Genomic DNA, 26,047 nt, shown 5'->3' on the forward strand with positions numbered 1-26,047 from the left:
AATTAGTTTAACCACAATCATTTTATGATAATTAAACATAAGATCTACAAACTCTTGCATACGGCTAAAAGATTTGACTGATATCTATACTTTCTAAGAAAGCTTCAAATTTTTTTTGAGTTTGCTGAAATTCTTGTTCACTGATGACTCCAAAAGGGGAGTTTTGTCTAAACAGGGGACTCATGCTAATATAGTTTTCTGATAGTGCAGTATATTCAGAAGAGGGGTCTCCTTCTGTCTGTGGCCCGATAATTTTCCCAATATAATATTGATTCTTATTTACTGTTCCTAAAAAGTGAGGTTCTTCATAAATGATTTCTTCTCCCGGAGGAACAAGACGAACGCCTTTCCAAGATGAAGATTCAGGACTAGCAGGAAAGTTTACATTCAATCCCGTCAAACAAGGAAAGGGATGGGACAAAAGATATTCTATGATCATCTTTAAAATTTCCGGAGCCTTTTCCTTTTGAAAACAGGAAATATGATGGTCTTGTGATAATGCTAGAGCTGGAATATTATCTAACAAGGCTTGCTTAGCTGCTCCTATGGTTCCTGAAAGCCAAGCATTTTTCCCATAATTATTTCCGCTATTAATTCCTGAAATCAAAAGATCTGGGGGGGAGTCTTGAAACATTGTCCTAAGAGCAATCTTTACGCAATCTACGGGGGTCCCTTTTACAGCCCAAGCCTCTCGAACTTCTTGAGAATATGCATGCGGAGACACACAAAGCACAGAGCTAAAAGAAAAAGCCATGCTTTTCCCTGACTGCTCTGTATGTGGAGCAACAATATAAAGATCCGCAATATCAGCTGATAATAGGGCAGAAACTAAGTAGCTCATTCCTTTAGCTTCTATTCCGTCATCATTTGTTAACACAATTTTTAATCTTTTAGACACAGTAAACCATTAATATTTGTGTTATATAAGGTTAAATAGAAAAACTTATGTCTCTATTTTTTCTTTTTGCGATTTAGACGAACCGTTTTCACAAACGGCTAAAGCTATATTATGTCTAGCTAAAGGAAAAAAATCCTCCAACATTTTTAAACTTTGTTCTGCCTTAGATCTTAGAGAAACTACGGGACATCGACAAGTCACTCTTGCAAATCCATGTTCTTTTGCAAATTTTTTGATCAAAGATTCTGGAGTGAAAATTAAAGGACGTAAAATTGTTATGCCAAAATGCACCATATCCAAAACAGGCAGCATCCCAGAAAATTCAGCTTTATGTAAAAGATTCATTAAAGTGGTTTGTACAAGATCATCTCTATGATGGCCGAATGCTATGGCTGTTGCTCCGATTTCTTTAGCTGCTTGAAATAATAGTCGTCTTCTTGCTTGAGAACAAGAATAGCATTCTGGTGTTTCAGGAGCGTAAGGGGAGACCAAGGAGGTAAAGGGAATTTGTAATCGATCACATATTTTTATTAAATAATGTGTATTGACTTCGGCGCCACAAGAATACTTCCCTGAGATATTCACAGCATGAAGATCTAACTCGGGAAATCCTCTTCCAGAAATTGCTTTAAGCATAAGCAGCAAAGAAAGACTATCTTTCCCTCCACTTAGCGCCACAATAATTTTTCGATGATTTTCCAACATAGAATATGTATATAAAGCCTTGCGTATTAAACTCTCTATCCGCTTCCCAGTCTTTACCCAAGGAGGGTGTAATAATACTGTCATAAACAAGAAATAACTTTTTTTTAAGAAAGATATTTTTAGGTAAGCTTATTTTAAAAGCTAGTAAACTTATTGGTTTTTATGTTTGTCTTTATTAAAATTTTTAGAAATTTAACCAAGAGAAGTTTGTGGCTAAAAAGATCAATAGAAACGATCCTTGTCCCTGTGGATCTAATAAAAAGTACAAACAGTGTTGTCTAAAAAAAGAGGAAATCATAGCCAGACATACCCCAGAGGGAAAGTTTAAATTTTCAGCTTCGGTGCTTTCCTCTGCGGATTCGGATAAGATAAAAGAAAACTTCACTCAATTATTTCAAAAAGCGTCATCGCAACTCACAGAAGAGCAAAAAGAACAAATTAATCAGTATCGTTCGATAACAAAAAGTAAAGTCCCCCCAAGTAAAAAGTCTTTAAATAAAGCAAAAGCAAAAGAAGAGCGCATTATTTCGGAAAAACTCAAGCAATATGACTTCCAAATGTTATCTAAAGAAGAACATCAGGAAATTCAACAAGCTTTAAAAACAAAGCAGCAAAAGCCTGAATTTTCTTCCGAGGTCTTCATCCCAACACAAGAAGATTATCGCGTATCAAAAACGCCGAACTCTCTTCCCAAAGATTCTGATTAGCATGTAAAAATATACTTTCTTATTGAGAATAAAGTTTTCTTTTTGTGATAATAACTTTCCTTTGCTGGAGTAGCTCAATTGGCAGAGCATTCGATTTGTAATCGAACGGTTGAGGGTTCAATTCCTTTCTCCAGCATTCTTTTTTCTGGGGGTGTCGCATAGCGGTCAATTGCATCGGACTGTAAATCCGACTCCTTACGGATACGTTGGTTCAAATCCAGCCACCCCCAGGGTTCTATCATTTTCTCTTTTTATTCTTTTGCCTTTCATTCTTAAATTAATTTAAAAACGAAATAGAAATTATTTATTTTTAATTTTGACTGAAAAAGTTGTTTTTGTTTTTTTGAAGAAAAAAATGAAATAAAAAATAAAAATGACAACACCTAATAGTAATGAATGTTATTTCAAAGTTGATTCTATTATTGATGGAAACTTATCAGCAGCGAATATAACAACATTTGATACCCAAGCAAAGTCGATCAGTTCTTCTGCAACGTTTTCTGTTAATGGAAATGCAACCGTAAAATCCGGCACAAGAGTTTCAGGGCAAACTTATTGCTCCAAATATTCTCTAGATGCCACAGGAGCGTCAACTCGTGTACAAGTGAATCTTAATGGGAACCGCCTAAGCAATGCTGCTCTTCCTCAAAATGATTGTGAGCCAGTGCCAGCCTTTTATGTTCGCTCTCCTGAATTCTATTATACAACGATTCCAGAAGATGCACGAACAACATTCAATAGAAATAGCAGTCCTTTAGAACTTGTTTCAGCTCAAACAATTATCTACCAATCAAGAAATGCAAATAGAGTCTGTCGCATAGTGGATTATGACAAAAGTACGAAAAAAGTTACTTATCCAGGGAGGTACTATATCCAGCTGACAGCTAAAGGAACGTATACTCTTTCATTTGGAATCTCAAAACGTCCTGGATGGAATAACGGCTGGGGATCTCCTGTATACTTACATTGTGCAGGAGGGCCTCCAAATTTTTATTCCAACTCAACTCTAAGAGGAGGAGGAGCATATGCTGAACAAGCGACTCTTGGGACAACAATTCAAGTCACTAACCCGGCTCCAGATCCTAATGCTGCTCCTTTAGGGGATGATTATACCAAACATATTTTCTATCTTACACAAGATGATGATTACTCTATTTTAAATGCTTTTTATTTCAGCATTCTCTTTTACCCGATGGATGAATATCTCATATGAAAAATCAACCTAAATACAACATGACAAACTCTACAAATTTTCGCATGGATACTACAGCAGTAGCATCAGGAGTAAAGGATCAAAACCTTTTCATGGATGGTGCCACTCTCTCCATAACAGGTAGCTCTAGTATTGATGATACCTTATCAGTAAGGAATCTTACAGTTACAGATTCCACAACATCCACTTGTGATGTTGAAATTGGGGGGGATCTCTTAACAGAAAACACAGATTTTCATGCAACTACTCTATCTAGGGGAATGGATATCATTTCTGCTAGCGAAAAAAGTAAAACACCATTTTTAGCCAATATTAGTGATCCACAATCTCCAAGAGACGCCGTAACCTATGCTTTTTATAGAAGAAATAGCGTTCAAGCATATCATTCTTCTGTCTCATATACGAACACCTATGACTTTCTATCTGGGGTTGTAAAATTATTTGCGGGCAATGGAAACAATGAAGTGAACTCTACTCCCAGATACTCAGACTATTTCACTATTAGTGAGGATAGAATCACTCCTAGGAAAGCTGGGATTTATCAAATAACCATACAGTGTACTCGTTTTAGCGGAAAGCACTCAGGAAATGATAACGCCACGTTTTTTTTATACTTGATGTCCCCCACAAATAAAAGCTTACTGTCTAGTACAGATACTCGAGGACTAAGTAATACTGACAGAACAACAAAAGTTTTACATGCAATTTTCCCCGTCCCAGAACTTACTAGGGAAGGAGATTTTTATATACAAGCAACATCGACTGCTGACATGAAAATTAAATACTTTTCAACCAATGTGATTTGGTTCCCTTTTAATATGAGTTTTTCCGAGGTAGATTAAAATGTCTAATCCCGCACCAAAAACAACTATCGGTTTCCCAACTTTCATTCGACTCAACATTACATCTACAAACCTTACAGAAGAAAAGAAAACAAAGGCACTTACTGTTGGTCAAGGGATTACTACAGAAAACCTACAGGCATCAGGAAATCTGAGTATAACTAATGGAGGACTTGAGTGTAGACGCAATTTAGATGTTATAGGGAATATCAATGTTAATCCTACTTCATCCTCTTCTATGCAGTTCAAAGGAAGAGTCAATCTTGCTAGTACACCACTATATTACAAAAATGGAAGTTCCCTACGCACAGATTATGCCAATATTAATGACAGAGCAGACCAACAATACGTTCCTTTTGGAGAATTTAAAAATACAAGAGTTGTCTATACAGAACGCTCTGCAACATCAGGTGGATGGGTAGGAAGTGGAGATTTTGGCGGAGGTAAAAACCTTCCTTGGGAGAAATTTGATAATCAAAGCTATAACACTACGGGCGCTGTTACTTTTTCATCAAATAATGGGCAATTAAACTTTACAGCAAGCTCTACACAACCTAAATTGTTAAGAATTAGCGTGTTCATGACAAAAGATGGGCGATGGTTAGATAATGGAACAGGAGGAGAGGTTGCCCTAGAAGTCACTGTAAATGGCACCAAAAAAACATTAGCCGTATCCACATGTTCAGGACAAAGCAACTATAGAACTCGCCCTATGTCATGGTTTTGCTCAACATTCTACGCTACATCTAATGGATATTTTTCATTAAGAAATATGGATGGAACGTTTCGCGTGCGATTCTTTTCCTGGAACGTAACTGTTTTGCCTTTCATCCTTTGACTGCGGTCTCCCAGGGTCTATCAACTGGGAGATTTTTTTATCACGCGTCCTACGAGATCATATCCAGCACCTCCTGTAATCTCTACAATGTAGCGCTCCCCAAAACCTGTAACCATTTTTGCTTCATTAAGAATCACGCAAGGATCAACTTCTGGAGATTGTCCATAAAATCTCGCTGTAAGCAAGAGATCGCTTTCAGGATGATACCCATCAACTATTACCTCTACCTTCTGTCCTAGAAGATTGCGATTATGATGCTCTACATTGCTTTTCTGTATCTGAGATAATATTTTGAGCCTTGAAGATTTGATTTTTTCAGAAATTTGGTTTGGAAGTGCCGCTGCCGGAGTTCCTGGCTCTTGAGAATATGTGAAAATTCCCAAGTTATCCACCCAACCTTCTTGGATGAAATCCGCAAGCTCTTGAAACTCCTCTTGTGTTTCTCCAGGAAAACCTACAATAACAGAAGAGCGGATATACACATGGGGAATTCTTTCTCTAAGCTTTTGTAAAAGAGCCAAGATTTGCGCTTTAGAAGTTGTTCTACGCATGCTCTTTAAAATGCGATCATTAATATGTTGTAAGGGGATATCCACATAGGGAAGAAGACGAGGGTCATGCTCCATAAGATCTATTATCGCATCATTTACCTCATCAGGATAAAGATACAAAAGACGCAGCCAATAATCTCCAGGTTCTTTTAAAATTTCTTTTAATAAATATTCTAATTGAGAACTACGATCCGAAGAGAAGTCCTTACCATAGTCTCCAAGGTCTTGTGCAATAAGAATAATCTCCTTTATTCCTGAAGATAAAAGTAGGCGCACTTCTTTAAGAACTTGCTCTACAGGCTTGCTGCGCAACTTACCTTTAATTGCGGGGATAATACAAAAGGCGCACTGCTTTTTGCACCCTTCTGAAACTTTTAGGTATGCATAGTGCTTAGGAGTGGATAATTTCCTAGGAACTTCTCCAATTTCAAGATAACTTTTTGCTGAAATGCTCTCGCCTTTTTCTTTAGATTCTATAGCTTCTAAAATATGTTCAACATCACCAGAGCCTAGAAGGTAATGAATATAAGGAAGCCAAGGTTCAAGCTCACTTTTATGCTTTGAAACCATACATCCTGTAAGGATAATCTTCGCACCCTTCTTTTTCTCTTGAATCAAGCGTTGCAAGTACGCTTTACCTTCATCTCTTGCTGCTTTAAGAAAGGCACAGGTATTCAAAATTAAATAATCTGCATTTGCCAATTGATCCGTAGCCTCATATCCTGCTTTTAATAAGATCCCTAACATTACCTCGCTATCTACAAGATTACGAGAACACCCCAGGCTAATAAAATGAATTTTATTTCTAGTATGAACTATTTTTTGTGAAAAAAGATTTTGAGTAGTCATGAGCATTCTAAAAGGTTAATTTTAAGAGGAAATCTTGATTCTTTTTGAAAAAATATAGCATAATAAGTGATTTACCATCACTGGAAAGGGCTCTTTTATGGCAAGCAAGAATCGAGAAATCATTAAACTAAAAAGTTCCGAAAGTTCTGATATGTATTGGACCGTAAAAAATAAAAAGAAAACAACAGGTCGACTAGAACTTAAAAAATATGATAGAAAGCTGCGTAAACATGTAATTTTTAAAGAAGCTAAGTAAAAGGTTTTTGCATCAGCTCTATAAACCTCTTACGTAAGGTTGGTGAGCTGAAATATGAAATTAGAATTCTGCATAGCTTTAAAGTATTTAATCCCTAGGCGAGGAAGAATTTCTTCAGCAATTGTATCCCTATTCTCCATGGGGATCATTTCTCTTGTTATCTGGTTATCTATTGTTTTCATTTCTGTGATTTATGGACTTGAGCAAAGGTGGCTTAATGATCTTTCTCAACTTCACTCGCCAATTACTTTACTTCCTTCTGAAACTTATTATGATTCTTATTTTTATCAGATTGATAAACATGCGAATCTTTCAAACTATACTACCAAGACTCTGGGGGAAAAGCTTTTTTCCTATCCCTCAGATCCTTACGATCCAGAAATAGATTATCGTCTTCCTCAGCATTTTCCTAAGCCAGATCTTAACTCCACAGGAGAATTAAAAGATCCTGTTTCTCTCACCATACAAGCGATTACACCATATTTAACACATCAGCACGCAGAAATTTTAGAATTTGAAGAGGGAATGGGGAACCTTTATCTCAATACAGAAATGCATAGACCTTTAGCACAAACGCTCTCTCATTTTATTTCCTACTCTTCTAAGAGCTTTTACAAACAAAAGGTTCTCCCTTATGAGGAAGCTGATTACAGCTCTACAATGCTCAATGCTCTTAATCGTAGTTCTCAAGGTTGGGAAGAAGACTTTAGGATACTACAAGAACGCTATCAAGGATCTGCAATCCTTCTTCCTCAAAACTATAAAGATCAGGGTTACAAAATAGGGGATGTTGGGAACTTAAACATTTACAATTTGGAAACCCAAAAAGAGATTTCTTATACAGTCCATGTTATCGGATTTTATAATCCAGGACTATCTCCTTTGGGAGCAAAAACTGTCTTTATTGATCCAGAGCTTGCTGAGCTTATTAGAACAAGAACTGAAGGAGCTGGTATAAACAACGGATTTAGAATATTTTTCAAAAATACGAAAAATATTCAACTCATTAAAACACAAATACAAAAAATTTTAAAAAACTTGGAAGTAGAAGATTATTGGGAAATTTCTTCTATTTATGACTATGAGTACTTTAAGCCCATTTTGGACCAGCTACAAAGTGATCAAATTCTTTTTCTCTTTGTTACCATGATTATTCTTATTGTTGCGTGTTCAAATATCGTAACTATGTCTATCCTCCTAGTAAACAATAAGAAAAAAGAAATTGGGGCTTTAAAAGCTATGGGAATCTCTTCAAAAAGCCTCAAAAAAATCTTTGCTCTTTGTGGAGCTATTTCTGGAAGTATTGGAGTCATTTTAGGAACAGCATTGGCAATAATTACTCTCAATAATCTACAGGAAATTGTAAAGTTTCTGAGCTACTTACAAGGGAGAAACGCCTTTAATCCCGTATTTTTTGGGAACCATCTCCCAAATGCCATCCATCCACAAGCAATCCTTTGGTTAGGTTTAGGGACCTTAATCCTTGCAGCAATTTCTGGAGTATTCCCTGCAAGAAAAGTCGCAAAAATGCAAGTTTCAGAAATCTTAAAAGCTGATTAAAAATGACTGTTCTTATAGAGGCAAAACATCTTTCTAAAAGTGTATCACAACAAGATCAAAAAATTTCTATACTCAATGATGTTAACCTTACCTTAAATGCAGGGGAAGCCGTAGCTATTACAGGGCCTTCAGGAAATGGGAAAACCACCCTACTGCATCTTCTAGGAACTTTAGATGCTCCCTCTTCGGGAGAAATAAAATTTTTTGGAAAGAGTTTGCAAAACTCAGACCTTTGCAAGTTTCGGAACCAACATATTGGTTTTGTTTTCCAAAATTTTTATTTGCTAGAAGATGATTCTGTATTAAACAATGTTTTGATGCCAGCAAACATTCGTAGAGAAAAGACTTCTAAAAAGTCTTATATGTATGAAAGAGCCTTAGAGCTAATTGAAAAGGTCAAGCTTTCTCATAAGCTGCATAGTTCATGCTCTAAGCTTTCAGGAGGAGAAAAACAACGCGTCGCTATAGCGAGAGCTTTAATTAATGAGCCGTCGATTATTCTGGCTGATGAACCCTCAGGAAATTTAGATGAGCATACGTCCCAACACATTCATGAACTTCTTCTTTCTCAAGTAAATCCACACCGTGGACTTCTTATTGTTACACACAATAAAAAACTCGCTTCTCAATGCAACAGAGAGGGGAGTATTATTAGAGGACGCCTTCTTTTTTAAGAGAGTTTTCTTCAATTAATAACTTGAATCTTAAATAAATAGATCAAGCTACCAGACTCTCTTTTTATTTGGAAAAAATTTTGCACAAAATTATAATCCCTTCTTTCTGATAGAGCGGTTAAATTGTTTATGGAAAAAAGAAAAGATACGAAGACAACCCTTGCTAAAGCCTCTGAAGTCAAAAAATCTTGGTATGTAGTTGATGCCGCAGGTAAAACTTTAGGAAGATTATCATCTGAAGTTGCAAAGATTTTACGTGGAAAGCATAAAGTAACATTTACTCCACACATTGCTATGGGAGATGGAGTTATTGTAATCAATGCTGAGAAGGTACGTTTAACAGGAGCTAAAAGGGCACAGAAGGTTTATCGCTATTACACGGGATATATTTCTGGACTAAGAGAAATACCTTTCGAAAACATGCTCGCAAGGAAACCTGCATATATTATTGAGAACGCAGTTAAAGGTATGATGCCTAAAAATCGTTTAGGTAAGAAGTTATTGAAATCCTTAAGGATCGTCAAAGGCGAGTCTTATGAGGAATACCAATCTCAAAAGCCAATCGCACTAAATTTTTAAAATAGGGTAATTCGTGGCAAAAAATACGTTACAAGAGTCTGTAGCTACAGGAAGAAGAAAACAAGCTGTATCTAGTGTACGCCTCCGTCCTGGAAGTGGGAAAATAGATGTGAATGGGAAAGATTTTAATGTCTATTTTCCTTTGGAAATTCAAAGGTCCACAATCCTATCGCCTTTGAAAACTATTGGGGATATAAATCAATATGATCTTATTATTCGAGTTAGTGGCGGAGGAATCCAAGGACAAGTCATTGCAACTCGTTTAGGCTTAGCTAGAGCGTTGCTTAAAGAAAATAGTGAATCTAAACATGAGTTAAAGAGTTTAGGATTTCTTACTCGGGATCCTAGGAAGAAAGAGCGTAAAAAATACGGACATAAGAAGGCTCGTAAAAGCTTCCAATTTTCAAAGCGTTAAAATTTTTCTTTTGTTCTATTGTTTTGCAAAGCCTTTCTTTAAAGAAAGGCTTTTCTTTTTTTGGGGATTCCAAAAGAAGCGATTTTCTTTTCTTCTGTGCTTACTCCTGTATAGAAGTTTCCTTTAGAAAGCTCACAATCTCTACCTAAGATACTGATGTGCACTTTGCCAATACTCTCAGAGGCATGAATTAAACCATGGGAATCTTTCTTTAACATCACATGAGAAATTTTTGATGTTTCCTTTTCATGAAGAAAAACCAGCCCTCCGATAGGGAGCTCTTCAAAGCTATCTACAAAAATGCAATCTAGGTACTGATCTCTAGCATTTCTAGGGATATTCCAACCTTGAGACTGATATAAAAGATTTACAAACCCTGAGCAATCAATCCCAAAATTATGAAGACCCTTATGTAAACTGCGCCCTCCCCAAAGATAGGGAAAATCTAAACATCGTTCGGCATCCTCTAATAAACAAGAGGAAGAAATGTTTTCTTTAAGATGGCGGATGTCTCTAGGATTACATGTAGGTATCCCTGGGCCGAAAGTTTGAGATAAATATTTCACCATCTCTGAAGGTAAAGAAAGCTGATTATTTGGGGATAAGGACAATAATGTGCCGAAAGGAAGGGGAAGCTTCCAAGGCTCTAAAAGTGCTGAAAAAGAAATCACCGCAGCATTAGGAGTGCAATCAGAATGAACTACACAGGGAACAAGTTGCTCTAAAGCTAAGGTCCCAGGATAGGGACGCCAAAAATATTGATCTCGCACTATCTGAGAATAGGCGTAAAACCTTCCTGAGCCTCCAGACAACACACTTTCTCCAAAAAGCAACTGAGTTTCTAGCCCCCCACAAGGAGAATATAAATCAGCTATAGAGGAAAAAATGCGGTAGTATTGCATAAAAATGTTTTAGCAGGCTAGACTACGCTACATTGAAGGATACTTTGGAAAACTTCCTCTTCAGAATGTTCAGCAGAAATTCTAGCGACCTTCCCTAAACTTTCATAATAAGCAATCACAGGGACTGTACTTTCAAGATACACTTCTAACCTTTGTTCCACAACTTTAGGATCATCATCAGAACGTTGTACCAAAGCCGTATGACATACAGAGCAAGCCGAGATGTCTTCTTTTTGTTTATAAACCCTATGACAAGAAGGACAGATATATCGTGAACTGATCCTGCGGATAATCTGTTCTTTAGAAACCTCTAAGAAAATCACGCGATAATCAAAGCCTAGAGTTTCTAAAAAATCATTTAACTTATGTGCCTGATCTAGATTTCTTGGAAACCCATCAACAATAGCTCCACAAGAACAATCAGGTTCTTCTAATCGATGAGAAACCAAACTCCAAATCAAGTCATCGGGGACAAATAATCCCTGATCTAAATTTTTTTTAATCTCGATCCCTAGAGGAGAATTTTTCTTAATTGCTGAACGCAATAAATCCCCAGAGCTAATGTGGGGGATTCCTAGCTTTGTAGAAAGATGTTGTGATTGCGTTCCTTTTCCAGATCCAGGAAGCCCCATAATAATATAAACAAAACCTTTATGCATGTCTGAACCTCTCTTAAGAACAGCATTTAAAACAAATTATCACCAACACATTCTTACTATAATCTCTTGTTTCAACACACAAACCTATCTATAAAAAAACAGAAAAATCTTTATTTTATTCAGCAAAGAGATCTTTAAAAAAAGAGACTAGATGAAAATAGTAGAGAAAAAAATATTTTATTAAATAATAAACGATTAAAATTCAACGTAGTCTTTCATCACCTAGCTAAAAAGAACCAAGAGGGGAACAGTGGCTTGTCATTCAATTTCTGTCTGCTCGAATTCGAATCTTTGTAACAAGATGTCTTATGCAGCAATAAAAGTCCTTGGCTATACTCTATGTTCCCTTTCAATACCGATCATTTCAATAATAGCTGGAGTTGTAGGAACCATCCTTCTTATAGTAAAAACAGTATATTTCCTTATTATCCATGCTTTAGGAGCTATTTGCAAAACAAATCCTATCTCCCTATATCAGAGATTTTCATGCATAACACATTCTCCTAACCTAGCATATTTAGCGCCAATTTTGCTCATTCCAGTATTCGGGAATATTGTGTATGTAACTTTTCTTTTGAATAAAGTGATTTCTCATCAAGAAGGTTCGATGTCATTCTCTGAAGCTCTATGCATATCTGCCTGTTCTCCTTGTTACTTGATGCTCGATTCTCTTATTCTGAATCCTATTATTCCTCATGACAAAAGTAAGAAAATTTCTTAAACGAGCTTCTTATCAATTTGTTGAACTCTCTTAAGTAGTATGTTCCCTCGCTCTGAGAGCAGGGGAATGTTAAAAAACTAACAATACCCGACAATACCCGAAAAAATATCAACAATTTTTCTTTTAAAAAGGAGTTATGCTATAATAGTTGGAAATTTTATCCTAAAGTCATTGTAAATCAAGTGTTTTTATGAGCTTTTTTGCTATAAAAAACCTGAGGGAGTAACGATATGTCTTGTTATCTATTAGCCAAAAGTTATGAATCCGACCTTGTACAACCAGCTACATGTACTAAACTTTCGTGTATAGCGATTGACTCCCTTCTTTTACCGATAACCTCCATCATTGTCGGTGTGGTAGGAACTGTCCTTCTTCTAATTAAATTTATATTCCGGCTTCTAACCTTTCCTATCTCTCAACTTGCTAGTAGGTTTCATGGTGTGACACCCCCTACAACGGCTGACTGGTTTTCTTCCTGTATTTACATGAATTCTTATCTTGTTCCGCTCCTTTTAATCCCTGTAATAGGCACGTTAATTTACTGCTCAGCGATTTCTAAAGTCTTTAAAGAAAACGAAGGATATGAAGTCTCGTGTTTAGATGTTACTGTAACTGCTTTAGGCTGTCCTTGGGAACATCTTAAGACTCTTGCTCAAAAATGGTAGATAATTAGCATAAAAAGAAAGCCTCCTTTTTAACTAAAAGGGGCTTATAGCTTATTCCTCTACTTATGAGGTAAATAAGAAAGGTGCTAGATACCATCTTGAACAGAATTGTATATCTAGTAAGCTTTATGATGGTTTTTAACTGGTTTAATTTAGAATCTTAAAAAAAAACTTCTATAAAGAATGTATTAAATTTTTGTACTATTCTTGTATTCATAGCCTTGTTGAAACTTCCTGTATAGGGCCTATAATCAAACGCTCCTTTTATCTCTGTAGTTCTTTCAAAGCTATTCAATATTTACTTCAACAAACCCCGTTGATTAGTATTTTATAATTCTATAGAATAACAAATGCTTTTTAACTTATAATTCTTAATCAAAAAAAGTGCAAAAAAACGTTTGTAATGTTAATAAATGCATCCATCCAAGCTAATGAATTAACGATTGCCTCCATAAAAAAACTCTGTAGTCCAGAGTATGCTAATCTTATACCTTCTCCAACAGCAGGCAACCAATCTGTTCGTTGTTTAACTCGTTTTCTTCAAAATAGAAGAGATTTTGACCTAAGACTTCTTCGTGCTTTAGCAGAAGCAAATAATATAATTTCTCCATCGGAAGGTCCGACACAGCAGTCTGAATTACTTCTTTCAGCCTTTTCTTTTGTTGACTCCTTAACATATTTCTTAGAAATGCTGGGGTGGATAAGTATATTAAGGGATATCTTCAGAGGAGGAAGCAGGTCGCAACATGAGGAGGGAACGCTTGCGGCGATTGTACTTGGATTTATAGTAATGATACTGACAGTAATCCTAGGTTTAACTGCAGGGATTGTTGTTATAACTTCTATGAAAATTCACAAGGCATCTCGGTACATACTGCGACAAAAAGCCTCTGTAATCAAGTTACAACAAAAGTTAGGTTCTTCTTCAGAATCTTCTGCATTATCTCGTGCTGCTGCATTAACAGCTCTTCAAGGATCGCAGTATACAATTAATGCCTATAAAGTCTTTAAAGCCTCTTCTATATATCTCCTTGTAGTGGGCATTATTGCTACACTAGCTCTTTTAGCCTTAGTCGCTGGCATTGTTTTAGCTGCTTTCTTTACAGGGCCGGGAGCTGCAACAATTATTTCAGCAGCTGTGATTGGATGCTGTGCTTCTGGAGCTATAGCTTTTAGCTTAGCTATTGTTGGTTTTATCTTGGCAACTCTTGATAATTGTCGAAAACAAGCAAAAACATCCTATATTCTACAAAAAGCACTTCTACACACAGCTATGAGCGAACGTCTCTTACAACATCCCGAGAGGTTCCGTAATTGCTCAATTTCCAAAGCTGTTCTTGACCGTTGCCTAAATAACCATCGCTACCTTTTTTCTTCTGAAGATCTAATGGCTTTAGGGCTTCAAGGCTCAGAAAGTGGTGATAACCTGTGGGCGGGAGTGCAAAGCTCTCCACCATCTTATGAAGAGGCTGTAGGATCGACGAATTACGTCCCACCACCATACAACCCCGATCATCATGTTACACCTTCAGCGCCACCCCCACCTTATGAATAGTAGTAATCGCACCGTAAAAAAGTTTTTTCTACAAAATATCTAGTTTATGCATTGAAGGAATAGACTCAAAGTCACGCATATCAAATGCATCTGGGGAGAGAATCCAAAATAAAGGTGCTTTTTCTGTTCCTATAGATTCTATAGGGAAAAGCTCTGTTCTATTTTCGGGGAACAAGATTCTTCTTATAATTTCTTTTTTATTTTCTCCAGAAACATAAACTACGGAGTGTTTACTTTTTCTGACACAAGGGAAAGTTAGTGTTATTCTTTTAGAGTCCAATTGAGGGATATAATTGAATACAACAAAACGCTCCTGCTCCTTTAAAGCTTCAGTATTAGGAAATAGAGAAAGAGTATGACCGTCTTGTCCTACTCCAAGCATGACCATATCAAAACTGCACTCTGGAACGATAGATTCTATAGAACTCTGATAAATTTTTGCTCCCTCGGGATTTTCCACTTCCATACGAAAAATATGCTCTTCTGGAATACGTAAATCCTGTAAAACACTCATAGCTTGGCCATAATTACTTTCCGATGACGTTACAGGCACATCCCTTTCATCTCCCCAAAATAAAAAAATCTTGTTGGGATCTAGAAGATCTTCTTTATTCTTAACAATTTCTTTATAAATAGTTAGGGGAGTTTTTCCTCCAGAAAGAGCGACATAGAAAGCACCTTGTGACTTTATAGCCTTGTTTGCGGAGGCTATCCAATCCTTACAAGCAAGCTCTAGAAAAAGATCCTCTTTTTTTGTAAGCAAGATCTTATGATGATTATTAAAGTTTACAAGTGTCGCCATAGATTCTCGAAATCCTTTATAAGGGCCTCCAATATCGCCCATCTTTTAAAAGTAATTGATCGGCTTCTTTGGGGCCAGAAGAACCCGCTGGATAATTTGGGAAAGATATATCCGTATTTTCTTCCCAAGCTTTCAACACAGGAGTGAAAAGTTTCCAAGAAGCACGGACTTCATCCCAACTTGTAAATAAAGTTCGTTCTCCCAAGATGCAGTCACATAGCAGGCGTTCATAAGCTTCTGCTGTGGTCGCATGGAAATAACTATCGTAACGGAAGTCCATTTTTACAGGACGTACAGTGTTATTTGTTCCTGGAACTTTACAATTGAATTGTAGAGCAACACCTTCATCAGGTTGAATCCGAATAATCAATAAGTCATTTTCTAAAGGACATTGCCGACATGCCTCAGAAGAAAATAAAGTATAGGGGGGTTTTTTAAAAATTATAGAGATATCCGTAGATCTTTTTTCTAAACGCTTGCCAGCTCTTAAATAAAATGGAACACCTAGCCAACGAGGATTATTAATAAAAACTTTTAAAGCCACGTAAGTTTCTACTAAAGAATCAGGAGAGACATTCTCTTCCTCTCGATATCCTAATACAGAAACTCCTTGGACTGTTCCCTGACCATACTGTCCTCGCACTATAAGATCTTGAGAAAAAGGAAGTATCTTCTCTAAAATTTTTATTTTTTCCTTTTTTATTTCTTCAGAATTAAAGATTGCGGGAGGCTCCATAGTCAGTAAGCATAAAAGCTGCATCATATGGTTTTGTACCATATCTCGAAGCATTCCGGACTGTTCAAATAAGTTCCCTCTGGTTCCAATCCCAATAGCCTCTCCCAAGCTAATTTGGACATGATCTATGTACTGAGCATTCCAGCATGACTCAAATAGCATGTTAGCAAAACGTATGGTTAATATGTTTTGAACTGTCTCTTTCCCTAAATAATGATCTATCCGATATACGGAATTCTCTTCTAAATTTTCCTCTATGCATTTTTGAAGTTCTTCAGCACTTTCTAAATCTCTTCCAAAGGGTTTTTCTATAATGACTCGAGACCATGGCGAACTTTTATCCTGATCATGGTAAAACAACCGATGAGTATTTAAATTTTTGATAATTGTGGGGAAATATTGTGGGGGAGTTGAAAGATAAAAAACACGATTTCCTTCTGTTCCATAAAGCTCATCTATCTTTTTTAAAAACTCTCTTAAAGATGAATAACCAGAAGGATCATCAAATGCTGAACGATGATAAAAAATACGACTTTGGAAATCTTCCCAAACTTTAATGTCTATTTCTGATGAAGAGGAAAACATGGTAATCGCATGTTTCATTGCATCTCGAAATTGTTCATGAGACTGTTCTCTGCGGGCAAATCCTACACATACAAACTTTTTAGACAGACGTCCTTCTTTAGTTAAATGATACAGTGCTGGTAACAATTTCCTTGCGGTAAGGTCTCCTGTGGCTCCAAAAATAATCATAACACAAGGAGGACAGCAAGGAGAAGCCTTTGCTTCATCTAAGCTATCATTCTGTTCTCTCATGACACTCTCCTAATTTTTGCCTTACCAAACCAAGAGGAAAATAACAAAAATAGAAAAAAGTTCCTATGAGGAAAATCTTCTCTAAAGGATAATAAAAGATAAGACTAAAGACATCTCTCTAAAAAACTTGAGAGTATCAAAGTTGCGGCTAGAGTATCTGTTTTCCCTTTTCTTTGCTTTCGGCTTAAACCACAATCATGTTTCAACATACGCTCAGCCTGAGCTGAAGAAAGACGTTCATCCCAAAGAATAACTTCTATACAAGTAGCTTCTTTAAGTTTCTTTGCAAAAATAGCAATTTCTTCTTGCAAAGCGGAGACTTGATTCCCATACATCGGAATAGGATTTCCTAAAATCACACAAGATACGTGTCTTTCTACAATGATCTTTCGAAGTGTTGTTACTATAACATCCAGGTTTTTTCCTCTTTCTACGGTACCAATAGGAACACTAAGAAATAAAGGTGCTGAGGCACATGCTAGGCCAACGCGTTTCAGCCCATAATCCACTCCAAGATATACTTTAGTATCTGAGGACTCAAACATAACTTTGGTCCCTAGAATAGGCAATAGCAGCTTGAATAAAACCAACAAATAGAGGATGAGGTGATGTTAATTTTGAAATAAATTCAGGATGAAACTGGACACCAACCATCCAAGGAAGGTCTTCAATTTCAACAATCTCACAAAGATTTTTTTGTGGACAAATGCCAACAACTTTTAATCCATGATCTTCTAAAGCCGAGACATAATCAAAATTCAACTCGTAACGATGGCGATGACGTTCATAAATTAAGGAGGTTCCATGATAAGCTTGGAATACCTTACTTTCTGTGTTTAATACGCAAGGATAAACTCCTAAACGCATAGAGCCTCCAGTTTCTAATAAGGAATCTTGTCCTTTCATGATGCAGATTACAGGATCTGGAGTCTCTTTATTCATTTCTGTAGAGTCTGCTAAGGAAAGCTTTAAAACATTACGGGCATACTCAACAACAAGGACCTGCATTCCCAAGCAAATTCCAAAATAAGGAACACCGTGTTCTCGACAAAACTTTGCAGCGGAAATTTTCCCTTCCCACCCACGAACACCAAATCCTCCGGGAACAAGGCATCCATCACACTGCTCTAAAAATTCATTTAGATTGGGATCTTCAGCATCTATAGGTAGGGTTTCTATAGCATAATTTAAGCTCAAGGCTGCATGCGTTAAAGACTCATATACAGACTTGTAAGCATCCTGATGCTGAACATACTTGCCTACAACTCCTATACGTATTTTAGGAAGAGGCTGAGATAAACGATGGACCAAGACTTCCCAATCGCTTAAGTTTTCTTCTCGAGTATGTATGTTTAATTTTTTTCCTATAAAACTTGAGATTTTTTCCTTAGCAAGGATGAGTGGCAATTCATAAATAGAATGCTGGACATCAACAACATTAAAGACGGCTTCTTTAGCTACATTACAGAATAATCCTATCTTAGATTTTACTTCCGAGCTAAGAGGTTGTTCTGAGCGACACATAATAGCATCAGGAATAATCCCAATCCCTCGGAGAGTCTGGACAGAGTGCTGGGTAGGTTTTGTTTTAACTTCTCCTGCAGCAGATAGGTAAGGGACATAGGTCATATGAATGCTAAAGCAATCACTAGAATGCTCATGACGAAACTGTCGTATGGCTTCTAAAAAGGGGAGCGACTCTATATCTCCAACGGTCCCACCAATCTCTACGATGACGACATCAGGAGAATGCTTCTCTGCACACTCATATATCACTTGGATAATTTCGTTGGTAATATGGGGAATCACCTGTACGGTATTTCCAAGATAGTACCCTTCGCGCTCTTTCTTTATAACTCTAGCATAAATTTGTCCCGAAGTTGCTGTGGAATGCTTGGAAAGCTCTGCGGAGCAGAACCTATGATAATGGCCGAGATCTAAATCTGTCTCCACACCATCACTAGTGACGTACACTTCCCCGTGTTCAAAAGGATTCATAGTTCCTGGGTCTACGTTCAAATAGGGATCTAACTTTAACATGGCCACTTTAAGCTGCTGTCTTTCTAATAACAACGCCAAAGAAGCTGCTGTTAATCCTTTACCTAGGGAAGAAACTACGCCTCCCGTTAAAAAGATGCATTTGAAAGGCATGAGATGTATTTTTCCACCTTTGTTATATCTTCAGGATAATCTACAGAAGGGCTTTTAGCTTCGACGACACAAACATATATGTGCCCTCCAGACTCTAGAATGCGCAATTGCTCAAGATCTTCTGCTTCATTTAAAGCAGTCGGAAGTAGCCGCACATATTGAAAAAGAAATTCTTTTCTAAATGCATATACCCCAATATGCAAATATCTAGGAGCAGGCTTCTTATATACACAAGGAATCGGACTCCGGCTAAAATATAAAGCTTTTCCTTGCTGATCAAAGACACACTTTACTTTTTTTTCCGTAAAAATCTCCTCAGGATCCGTACTTATTGCTACAGGAGTCACTACATTTGCCTCGGGGCACTCATCCAACTTACCAATTAAAGCATCTATTACGCTTGGGGCTAAACAAGGCTCATCCCCTTGAATATTCACGATAATTTCTGCTTCATTAAGATACCTTTCGGCAACCTCAGCAGTGCGCTCTGTACCGTTAAGACAGTCTGGGCTAGTTAAAACACAGCACCCTCCGAAACTATGAACATGCTCCATAATACGAGGATCTTCTGTTGCAACAACCACAGCATCAAGAGAAGTGCTACTCGCAGCGTTTTCATAAGCCCTTCGAATTAAAGATTTTCCAAGAATTTCAGATAATGGTTTTCCTGGGAAACGAGAGCTTCCCCATCGTGCAGGCAAAACCCCAACCCGCTTACCCTGAATTCGTTGGCCACTCATAGCACGCGTAAAAATCACTTTTTCTCTAGTTTTAAATCACCAGGATTATCTTCAGAGGTTTTATAAAAGACAAGAAATTTTTATTTTTTTCGAAAAAAATAGTTTATTTTCATAAATAAACCTGCAAAATAATAATATTAAATTAATTAGCATGTTTTGTTTTTTAATTTATTATGTTTCGTTTCTTCAAAAAGGTTTTATTGCTCTCTCTTCTCTCCATTATGACTTTTTCCTTAGACGCTGCGGCAGAAACTCCTTCAGGGTTTTTAGGAAGAATTAAGGGGTGGTTTTCTAAGGGAGAACTGCAAAACGATATACTGGAAACAACCCAGGTTAAGGATTCCCTACAGTGGAAGCGCTATGACTATACGCAAAGCAATGGGTTTTCTATAAAGCTTCCTGGAGAACCGGATCATACAGGGCAAATTGTTGAAATTCCTCAGTCTGACATTACTATACACTATAATACCTATGTTACAGAGACCTCTAATGACAATACTGTTTACGTTGTTTCTGTTTGGGAGTATCCAGAAAAAGTGGATATTAGCCGTCCAGAACTCAATCTCCAAGAAGGATTTGCGGGTATGCTGCAGGCACTACCTGAGTGCCAAGTTCTATTCATGCAGGCAACGCAAGTCCAGGGACATAAAGCTTTAGAGTTTTGGGTTTCTTGTGAGGATGTGTATTTTCGAGGAATTCTCGTTTCTGTAAACCATACCTTGTACCAAGTCTTTATGGTGTATAAAAACAAAAATCCTAAGGCTTTAGACAAAGAATACGAGACGTTCTCAAAATCTTTTACTGTCACAAAAGTCAAAGAGTCGAAAACACTAACTTCTATACGAAAGAAAATCCGGTTATAAACCAGTTCTCCTTATTTCGAAGATTTGCTCTTTCAAGTTTAGTTTTTTCGCTACCTACTAGACTTGAAAGAGCCATCTTCACCAGGAAGCTTTTCCATGTCTCTTTCTGAGAGCTTTCCTATATCTTCTACCTAGGAATTCAGGTTTTTCTATTCTCTTTAACTCTATTTCTCCTATAAGGTGCTTATATGCTTTTTGTGTGCCAGTGCTATGCTTCGTCTATTTGCGCTCATTCTCTTTTTGGGATCTGCGATCTCAGGATTTGCTAGTGAAGATGGTCTTCTCCTTTTAGAAAAGCAGGCTCCTATAAGCCGTATAGGCATTATATTCGCACTTCCAGAAACAGAACGCGGAGCTTCAGAGTCTACGTGTCCTATTCCTTGGTTTTCCAACAGCGAGCGCTCTAGAGAGGGGAAACGCACTTATTATTCGGGAGATTACTTTGGAAAATATCTGGTAGTCTCTTCTTTGTGGCCCAACAAAGTTTCTTCAGCTGTTGTAGCGTGCAACATGATCCTAAAACACAATGTGGATCTTATTTTAATTATTGGAACGTGTTATTCACGAGCTGACAATAGCTGCTTTGGAGACGTCTTAATTTCTCAAGGTTATATTAACTACGATGCTGATGTAAGGCCTTTCTTTGAACGGTTCGAAATTCCTGATATTAAGCAGAGCATCTTTAAAACTAACACCCTCTATAAAGAAGCGATTAAAGAGGGGGGGAAGAAATTTCTTTTGAACCATAAAAAAGAGATTCAAACACTTTTGCAAACTTATGGTTATTTAAAACCTACAACAGAAACGCAACACACTCTAACCGAAGGGCTGGTGGCTACAGGAGAATCTTTTGCGATGTCTCGCAATTACTTTCTTTCCTTACAGAAACTTTATCCTGATATCCTGGGGTTTGATAGTGCAAGTGGTGCAGTCTCTCAAGTTTGCTATGAATATAATACGCCATGCTTGGGAGTGAATATAGTTGTTCCGCATCCCTTAGAATCTCCAAGCAAAGAAAGTTGGCAAATGTTTCAAACAGCAACAAGTAAAATTTATATGGATACGTTGCTGAAAAGTGTTTTATCAGAACTCTGTGTAACCCACTAATCAAAACGTTATCATACTTTCTTTATTGAGGTTAAATCTTTGAGCAAGTAAGATAGTGGTTTAATTTCTTTCCCGAAACATGAATGGGGACTTAGCTTAGTTGGTAGAGCGTCTGATTTGCATTCAGAAGGTCAGGAGTTCGAATCTCCTAGTCTCCAAACCTGCGGTTATAGCTCAGTTGGTTAGAGCGCGACACTGATAATGTCGAGGTCCCAAGTTCAAGTCTTGGTAACCGCAAGCTTTCTGCTATGTTTTGGATCTTTTTATGTTACAAGTTTCCAATTTGGATTATTCCTACAAGCAAGAAGTCATTTTTCAAGATGTTTCTTTTTCAGCACCTCGGGGGGCTATCACTATAATCTTAGGAAGATCTGGTGTGGGGAAAACCACTTTATTTCGTTTGCTCTCAGGCCTTTTGCTTCCAGATCAAGGCTCTCTACTTTGGCAAGGAGAGCCTCTCACTCAAGATCTTGTTGCCTATATGCAACAAAAGGAAGCTTTGCTTCCTTGGCGTACAGCCTTAAAAAATATCTTACTTCCCTATGAATTAGGGCCTTCTCATCTAAGAACTTCGGTACCTTCTTATCAGCTACAGAAAATTATTAAAAATTTTGACTTGGATACTATTTTGGATCGCTATCCTGATGAGCTCTCTGGGGGGCAGAGACAGAGAGTTGCTTTAGCAACGCAATATTTATCTCAGAAGCCTATTCTTCTTTTAGATGAGCCATTTTCTTCTTTAGATCTTCTTCTTAAAGAGCAGCTTTATAAAGATATCGAGATGTTAGCGAAACAAGAAAATAAAGCTGTAATCTTAGTGACTCATGATTTCCGAGATGTTCTATTTTTAGGGGATTTTGTTTTTGTGATTAAAAATCATAAATGCATTCCTGTATCCTTACAACGAGTTTCCTCTAATGATCATCATGTACTGAACTCCCTTAAAGACCTTTTAAGCACAACATGAAAACTCCAGGGGCATCTCTTAACTCTCTAATGCAAGCGCATGTTTTTTCTTCTGAAGAAAAGGTTGTGCTTTACCAAAAGATCACCAGGCATCGCTATCTTGGAGCTCCAGCTGCGATTTTTGCTGCGCTGATTTTAACCTTTGCTACAATGAGTATCTTTTTAGGGTGTGGGTTATGTTGTGTCTCTGAAGACCTGAATATTTGGATGGAGGTTATCCTTCCATTTCTCGTTCCTGCTATTCTTGCAATAGTCTTATTAGTGATTCCCTTATGTATTTATGCCTATCTGCATCACGAAAAAGCTATGGCTTTACAAGAGAATCTTGCTAAAAGCAACTACACTCAAATCCTTGCACGCTGTCAGCAAAGTCCCTCTCTGCCTAGACCTAAAAAGCAGGTTTTAGTGAATTTTATCGAAACTGAAGTCTTAGAACCTACGTATTCTCGTAGATTTTCTTATTCTAATCTTTTTTATACGCAGAAGTACATTTCAAAAATGTCTTCTTTAGAAGAATCTTCTTATCATAGCCTTATTAGCCAGTCTATAGATACTGTAAAAGAAAGAATTTTCATGAATAAAGAGCAGCGTTTAAAACAAGAAAAAAAAGAAAAAGAAGAAGAGGAAGAAAAAGCTCAGAAATCTACTTCTTATATTTTACCTTCTCCTTTTTCCTCTCCTCACTTAAAGCTTTTAAAGTAGAAGATCCTATGCCCTTAACGTCCCTTTTCCTACTACGGTAAGGATAAAAGAGAGGATTCCTGTAATAAGAATAGGAAGGAATAGAGGCGCGTGAATATGAATGTGGAAAAATACAGGAGAAAGTAAGATCGCTGCCGAAAAAAGCAAATTTATCCATCGGATCTGTCGTAAGCTCTCAGAAAAAGCTAGGGTAGAAAAAACCAAAATTGCCCAGCAGCAAATGTTTAAAAAGCTCTTTAAAATGGGTGAGGGCTGCATTGTACCTATGATCTTTATAAAAATCGCAACGACGACAACTTGGACAACCTGATTTAAGGGAAAAGAGATCCCTAAAAATGCCTGCTTACACGCTCTTTGCAAGGGTAACACGGTGCGCTCTTCCCAAAGTAGGGTATGTTTATAGTACTCTGAACCCAAAAAAGCAGTTTGTAATAAGGTTTTCTTATCTTCCCAGAACTGAAGCAGATACTTTACTGTTGCAAGGACCTCATCATACGCAAAGGCCATGGCTAGTGCAGGCTCTAGTGTTAAACAAAAACATAGCCAACAGTCGAATCGTTGCAAGTACAAAACTATAGGAACTAAAGTGAGAACTATTGAGCTTCCTAGTGTGAGTGCTGTAGCTATGACAATCTTTGGTCTTGTATGCCATCGACGCTCACTTCCTGCTAAAGATAGCACAACAAGAAGGGTATATGCCGTCATCAGCATAGGGTATATCATGGAAAACTTAGAAAGCGTAATTTCCGAAATCCCCAAGCTTGCTGCTGTAAGGTAGCGTGTATGCAACCATGCTAAAGAGCAGATTACCAAAACGGCGGCTCTTCTTCCTCCTGCAGAGGGATTGTAGGAGGATCCTTCAGGAAGAGTAGGGCCTACTTCTAAAGCTTCGGGTCTTGTCGGGGAAATACATACAACTGCTAAGATGGCAAATCCTACTAGGGTATCATGTGCAAAAGCTACTGAAGGGCGTCCCTGAATACAGGCAAATAAAATCACCCAAAGTCCTATGAAAGCCCCCAACCAGAGAAAATCTCTTCTTTTTAAGAAAACAAGAGATAAAAGAATCAAAACGACTCCACAAACAGAATCAGAAACAATAAGATCTCTTTGCGTGTAGTTCAGGAGCGTAGGTGTACAAATCAGTAAAAGCCCTAGGAAAGCTGGGAAAATATTTAATTTTAAAAATCGATAACGAAAATGCTTATAAATATTATCGATAGCTTCTTTATCCATAATCAAAAGGCTTTTGCACGTTCTTCTTCGTATAAAAAAGAAGGGGATAAAAGTGGAAGCTTTTTATCTACGAATACTTCAAATAAGATTTCCTAATTTTCCTAAAGAAAACCCCTCTTAAATAAAACTTTTTTGATTTTTTTGATTTTTTGTTCTATTGCTTAAAGGAGATCTTCATGAAGAGAACAACTTTGAATAGAAAGGCCCTAGTTTCTGCAACAGCATTGTTTTTCTTTGTATGTTTAGGACTGATGGTCCATAAAAAACATACCCTCCTTCCTCCGAAATCCCACATTCCTACGAACGCGAAAAATTTTCCTACCATTGGCAACCCTTATGCTCCCATTAACATTACGGTCTTTGAGGAGCCTTCATGTTCTGCTTGTGCAGAGTTCTCTACAGAAGTATTTCCTCTGATAAAGAAGCACTATATTGATACTGGTGAGGTCTCCTTTACATTGATCCCTGTATGCTTTATTCGTGGTTCCAAGCCTGCAGCACAAGCCTTGTATTGCATCTACCATCATGATGCTCGTCATCCTGATATACAGGCTTATATGGAGTATTTTCATCGTTTGCTTATCTATCCAAAGAAGGAGGGGAGCTACTGGGCTGAACCTCATGTTTTAACAAAGCTAGCAGAGGGATTAAAGACTAACTCTGGAAGAAGCATCAACGCCAAAGGCTTAGAGCAATGTGTTGCTTCGGGGAATTACTTAGAGCAAATCAAAAAAAACAATATTTATGGCTCTCAGGTTTTGGGTGGACAGCTCGCCACTCCCACTGCCGTAGTTGGAGATTATCTCATCGAAGATCCTACTTTTGATGAAATCGAGAGGGTGATCCGTCAAATTCGCCAGCTACAAGCCGCGGAGGAAGATGATGATTAAATTCCTACGTGCTCATGCGCTTTATTGTGCCTGGCTTGTATCTTGCTTGGGCACTCTCATTAGCATTTTCTACAGCTATATTCTCAATATCGAACCCTGCATCCTTTGCCACTACCAAAGAATCTGTTTATTTCCTCTCACGCTAATTTTAGGGATCGCCGCTTATCGCAACGATCCCTCTATAAAACTCTACATACTTCCCCAAACTCTTCTTGGGCTTGCCATTGCCATATACCAAATCTGCCTTCAGGAAATCCCTGGAATGCAAATCGATATTTGTGGACATATTTCCTGTAGCACAAGAATCCTTCTCTTTAGCTTTATTACCATCCCCATGGCCTCAGCTTTGGGCTTTTGTCTCATAGCCTGCCTGCTGATCTTAGCAAAACGCGACTAGTCTTTTTATCCTAAAACACTCTTCTATAAAGCCAGGCCTACAGGAACTCTTA

29 protein-coding genes and 4 tRNA genes are annotated in these 26,047 nt (G+C 37.5%); 22 read left to right on the forward strand and 11 right to left on the reverse strand.

Annotation, left to right across the window (positions count from 1 at the left end; translation table 11 throughout):
• Positions 1-64 precede the first annotated feature (64 nt).
• Both surE and G5S_RS03890 read right to left on the reverse strand, forming a co-directional pair.
• On the reverse strand, positions 65-898 hold the full coding sequence (gene surE / locus G5S_RS03885; RefSeq protein WP_013712897.1) for a 5'/3'-nucleotidase SurE: 834 nt from the start codon (positions 896-898) through the stop codon (positions 65-67).
• Positions 899-943: 45 nt separating this feature from the next.
• Complete coding sequence (locus G5S_RS03890; protein WP_013712898.1) at positions 944-1,687, reverse strand: tRNA 2-thiocytidine biosynthesis TtcA family protein; 744 nt, start codon at positions 1,685-1,687, stop codon at positions 944-946.
• Positions 1,688-1,812: 125 nt separating this feature from the next.
• Here G5S_RS03890 and G5S_RS03895 point away from each other — a divergent pair, with 125 nt between their 5' ends.
• The 6 genes from G5S_RS03895 (at position 1,813) to G5S_RS03920 (ending at position 5,203) form a co-directional block, all read left to right on the forward strand.
• On the forward strand, positions 1,813-2,310 hold the full coding sequence (locus G5S_RS03895) for an SEC-C metal-binding domain-containing protein (protein WP_013712899.1): 498 nt from the start codon (positions 1,813-1,815) through the stop codon (positions 2,308-2,310).
• Between the two features lie 63 nt (positions 2,311-2,373).
• Positions 2,374-2,446: transfer RNA gene (locus G5S_RS03900), tRNA-Thr, on the forward strand.
• A gap of 11 nt (positions 2,447-2,457) precedes the next feature.
• A tRNA-Tyr gene (locus G5S_RS03905) sits at positions 2,458-2,540 on the forward strand.
• Between the two features lie 143 nt (positions 2,541-2,683).
• Positions 2,684-3,523: a hypothetical protein gene (locus tag G5S_RS03910; protein WP_013712901.1), complete on the forward strand. Its 840-nt coding sequence runs from the start codon at positions 2,684-2,686 to the stop codon at positions 3,521-3,523.
• A complete protein-coding gene (locus tag G5S_RS03915) occupies positions 3,520-4,365 on the forward strand; it encodes a hypothetical protein (RefSeq protein WP_024010910.1) in 846 nt (281 codons plus the stop codon). The genes G5S_RS03910 and G5S_RS03915 overlap by 4 nt, the downstream gene beginning before the upstream one ends.
• Before the next feature lies 1 nt (position 4,366).
• Entirely contained in the window at positions 4,367-5,203 is an 837-nt protein-coding gene (locus tag G5S_RS03920) for a hypothetical protein (protein ID WP_013712903.1), read from the forward strand.
• Between the two features lie 20 nt (positions 5,204-5,223).
• On the opposite strand, the gene rimO is transcribed toward G5S_RS03920, so the two are convergent.
• The gene (gene rimO, locus G5S_RS03925) at positions 5,224-6,603 is read right to left on the reverse strand and encodes a 30S ribosomal protein S12 methylthiotransferase RimO (protein ID WP_041467095.1); all 1,380 of its coding nucleotides are present in this window, start codon (positions 6,601-6,603) and stop codon (positions 5,224-5,226) included.
• A 97-nt stretch (positions 6,604-6,700) separates the two neighbouring features.
• On the opposite strand from rimO, the gene rpmG reads away from it, so the two are divergent.
• From rpmG to rpsI, 5 genes are all read left to right on the forward strand, one after another.
• Positions 6,701-6,859 carry a 50S ribosomal protein L33 gene (rpmG, locus tag G5S_RS03930; protein ID WP_013712905.1) on the forward strand — a complete coding sequence of 53 codons (159 nt, stop codon included), beginning with the start codon at positions 6,701-6,703 and terminating at the stop codon, positions 6,857-6,859.
• 54 nt (positions 6,860-6,913) lie between these two features.
• Entirely contained in the window at positions 6,914-8,419 is a 1,506-nt protein-coding gene (locus G5S_RS03935; protein WP_013712907.1) for an ABC transporter permease, read from the forward strand.
• Between the two features lie 2 nt (positions 8,420-8,421).
• Entirely contained in the window at positions 8,422-9,093 is a 672-nt protein-coding gene (locus G5S_RS03940) for an ABC transporter ATP-binding protein (RefSeq protein ID WP_013712908.1), read from the forward strand.
• A 129-nt stretch (positions 9,094-9,222) separates the two neighbouring features.
• A complete protein-coding gene (gene rplM, locus G5S_RS03945) occupies positions 9,223-9,672 on the forward strand; it encodes a 50S ribosomal protein L13 (RefSeq protein WP_013712909.1) in 450 nt (149 codons plus the stop codon).
• A 13-nt stretch (positions 9,673-9,685) separates the two neighbouring features.
• Complete coding sequence (rpsI, locus tag G5S_RS03950) at positions 9,686-10,087, forward strand: 30S ribosomal protein S9 (RefSeq protein ID WP_013712910.1); 402 nt, start codon at positions 9,686-9,688, stop codon at positions 10,085-10,087.
• A gap of 38 nt (positions 10,088-10,125) precedes the next feature.
• Here rpsI and G5S_RS03955 read toward each other — a convergent pair whose 3' ends face one another.
• Both G5S_RS03955 and G5S_RS03960 read right to left on the reverse strand, forming a co-directional pair.
• Positions 10,126-10,989 carry a C40 family peptidase gene (locus tag G5S_RS03955; RefSeq protein ID WP_021757310.1) on the reverse strand — a complete coding sequence of 288 codons (864 nt, stop codon included), beginning with the start codon at positions 10,987-10,989 and terminating at the stop codon, positions 10,126-10,128.
• Between the two features lie 17 nt (positions 10,990-11,006).
• Positions 11,007-11,648: a nucleoside monophosphate kinase gene (locus tag G5S_RS03960; RefSeq protein WP_013712913.1), complete on the reverse strand. Its 642-nt coding sequence runs from the start codon at positions 11,646-11,648 to the stop codon at positions 11,007-11,009.
• Between the two features lie 250 nt (positions 11,649-11,898).
• On the opposite strand from G5S_RS03960, the gene G5S_RS03965 reads away from it, so the two are divergent.
• From G5S_RS03965 to garD, 3 genes are all read left to right on the forward strand, one after another.
• A complete protein-coding gene (locus G5S_RS03965; protein WP_013712914.1) occupies positions 11,899-12,369 on the forward strand; it encodes a hypothetical protein in 471 nt (156 codons plus the stop codon).
• 230 nt (positions 12,370-12,599) lie between these two features.
• Positions 12,600-13,034 (forward strand): hypothetical protein, encoded by a 435-nt coding sequence (locus tag G5S_RS03970; RefSeq protein ID WP_024010911.1) that lies wholly within the window; start codon positions 12,600-12,602, stop codon positions 13,032-13,034.
• A 403-nt stretch (positions 13,035-13,437) separates the two neighbouring features.
• Complete coding sequence (gene garD / locus G5S_RS03975) at positions 13,438-14,589, forward strand: inclusion membrane protein GarD (protein WP_013712915.1); 1,152 nt, start codon at positions 13,438-13,440, stop codon at positions 14,587-14,589.
• A 28-nt stretch (positions 14,590-14,617) separates the two neighbouring features.
• Here garD and pgl read toward each other — a convergent pair whose 3' ends face one another.
• From pgl to kdsB, 5 genes are all read right to left on the reverse strand, one after another.
• The gene (gene pgl / locus G5S_RS03980; protein WP_013712916.1) at positions 14,618-15,391 is read right to left on the reverse strand and encodes a 6-phosphogluconolactonase; all 774 of its coding nucleotides are present in this window, start codon (positions 15,389-15,391) and stop codon (positions 14,618-14,620) included.
• A 16-nt stretch (positions 15,392-15,407) separates the two neighbouring features.
• Entirely contained in the window at positions 15,408-16,943 is a 1,536-nt protein-coding gene (gene zwf / locus G5S_RS03985) for a glucose-6-phosphate dehydrogenase (RefSeq protein ID WP_013712917.1), read from the reverse strand.
• 104 nt (positions 16,944-17,047) lie between these two features.
• Positions 17,048-17,488, reverse strand: coding sequence for a Holliday junction resolvase RuvX (gene ruvX, locus G5S_RS03990; protein WP_013712918.1), 441 nt, complete (start codon positions 17,486-17,488; stop codon positions 17,048-17,050).
• Positions 17,481-19,094, reverse strand: coding sequence for a CTP synthase (locus G5S_RS03995; protein ID WP_013712919.1), 1,614 nt, complete (start codon positions 19,092-19,094; stop codon positions 17,481-17,483). Before G5S_RS03995 ends, ruvX begins: the two co-directional genes overlap by 8 nt.
• A complete protein-coding gene (gene kdsB, locus G5S_RS04000; protein WP_021756668.1) occupies positions 19,070-19,834 on the reverse strand; it encodes a 3-deoxy-manno-octulosonate cytidylyltransferase in 765 nt (254 codons plus the stop codon). The genes G5S_RS03995 and kdsB overlap by 25 nt, the downstream gene beginning before the upstream one ends.
• Before the next feature lie 173 nt (positions 19,835-20,007).
• On the opposite strand from kdsB, the gene G5S_RS04005 reads away from it, so the two are divergent.
• The 6 genes from G5S_RS04005 (at position 20,008) to G5S_RS04030 (ending at position 23,472) form a co-directional block, all read left to right on the forward strand.
• The gene (locus tag G5S_RS04005; protein ID WP_013712921.1) at positions 20,008-20,697 is read left to right on the forward strand and encodes a hypothetical protein; all 690 of its coding nucleotides are present in this window, start codon (positions 20,008-20,010) and stop codon (positions 20,695-20,697) included.
• A gap of 210 nt (positions 20,698-20,907) precedes the next feature.
• Complete coding sequence (locus tag G5S_RS04010) at positions 20,908-21,804, forward strand: 5'-methylthioadenosine/S-adenosylhomocysteine nucleosidase family protein (RefSeq protein WP_013712922.1); 897 nt, start codon at positions 20,908-20,910, stop codon at positions 21,802-21,804.
• Between the two features lie 85 nt (positions 21,805-21,889).
• Positions 21,890-21,962, forward strand: a tRNA-Ala gene (locus tag G5S_RS04015).
• 5 nt (positions 21,963-21,967) lie between these two features.
• A tRNA-Ile gene (locus G5S_RS04020) sits at positions 21,968-22,041 on the forward strand.
• 28 nt (positions 22,042-22,069) lie between these two features.
• Entirely contained in the window at positions 22,070-22,771 is a 702-nt protein-coding gene (locus G5S_RS04025; RefSeq protein ID WP_013712923.1) for an ATP-binding cassette domain-containing protein, read from the forward strand.
• A complete protein-coding gene (locus G5S_RS04030; protein WP_024010480.1) occupies positions 22,768-23,472 on the forward strand; it encodes a hypothetical protein in 705 nt (234 codons plus the stop codon). The genes G5S_RS04025 and G5S_RS04030 overlap by 4 nt, the downstream gene beginning before the upstream one ends.
• Before the next feature lie 6 nt (positions 23,473-23,478).
• Here G5S_RS04030 and G5S_RS04035 read toward each other — a convergent pair whose 3' ends face one another.
• Entirely contained in the window at positions 23,479-24,708 is a 1,230-nt protein-coding gene (locus G5S_RS04035; protein WP_013712925.1) for an SPW repeat domain-containing protein, read from the reverse strand.
• Positions 24,709-24,899: 191 nt separating this feature from the next.
• On the opposite strand from G5S_RS04035, the gene G5S_RS04040 reads away from it, so the two are divergent.
• Both G5S_RS04040 and G5S_RS04045 read left to right on the forward strand, forming a co-directional pair.
• Positions 24,900-25,598, forward strand: a complete 699-nt coding sequence (locus G5S_RS04040) for a thioredoxin domain-containing protein (RefSeq protein WP_021757332.1) — start codon at positions 24,900-24,902, stop codon at positions 25,596-25,598.
• Positions 25,591-25,995, forward strand: coding sequence for a disulfide bond formation protein B (locus G5S_RS04045; protein ID WP_013712928.1), 405 nt, complete (start codon positions 25,591-25,593; stop codon positions 25,993-25,995). Before G5S_RS04040 ends, G5S_RS04045 begins: the two co-directional genes overlap by 8 nt.
• The last annotated feature ends 52 nt before the right edge of the window (positions 25,996-26,047 follow it).

The organism is Chlamydia pecorum E58 (genome assembly GCF_000204135.1).
GTDB classification, from domain to species: Bacteria; Chlamydiota; Chlamydiia; order Chlamydiales; family Chlamydiaceae; genus Chlamydia; species Chlamydia pecorum.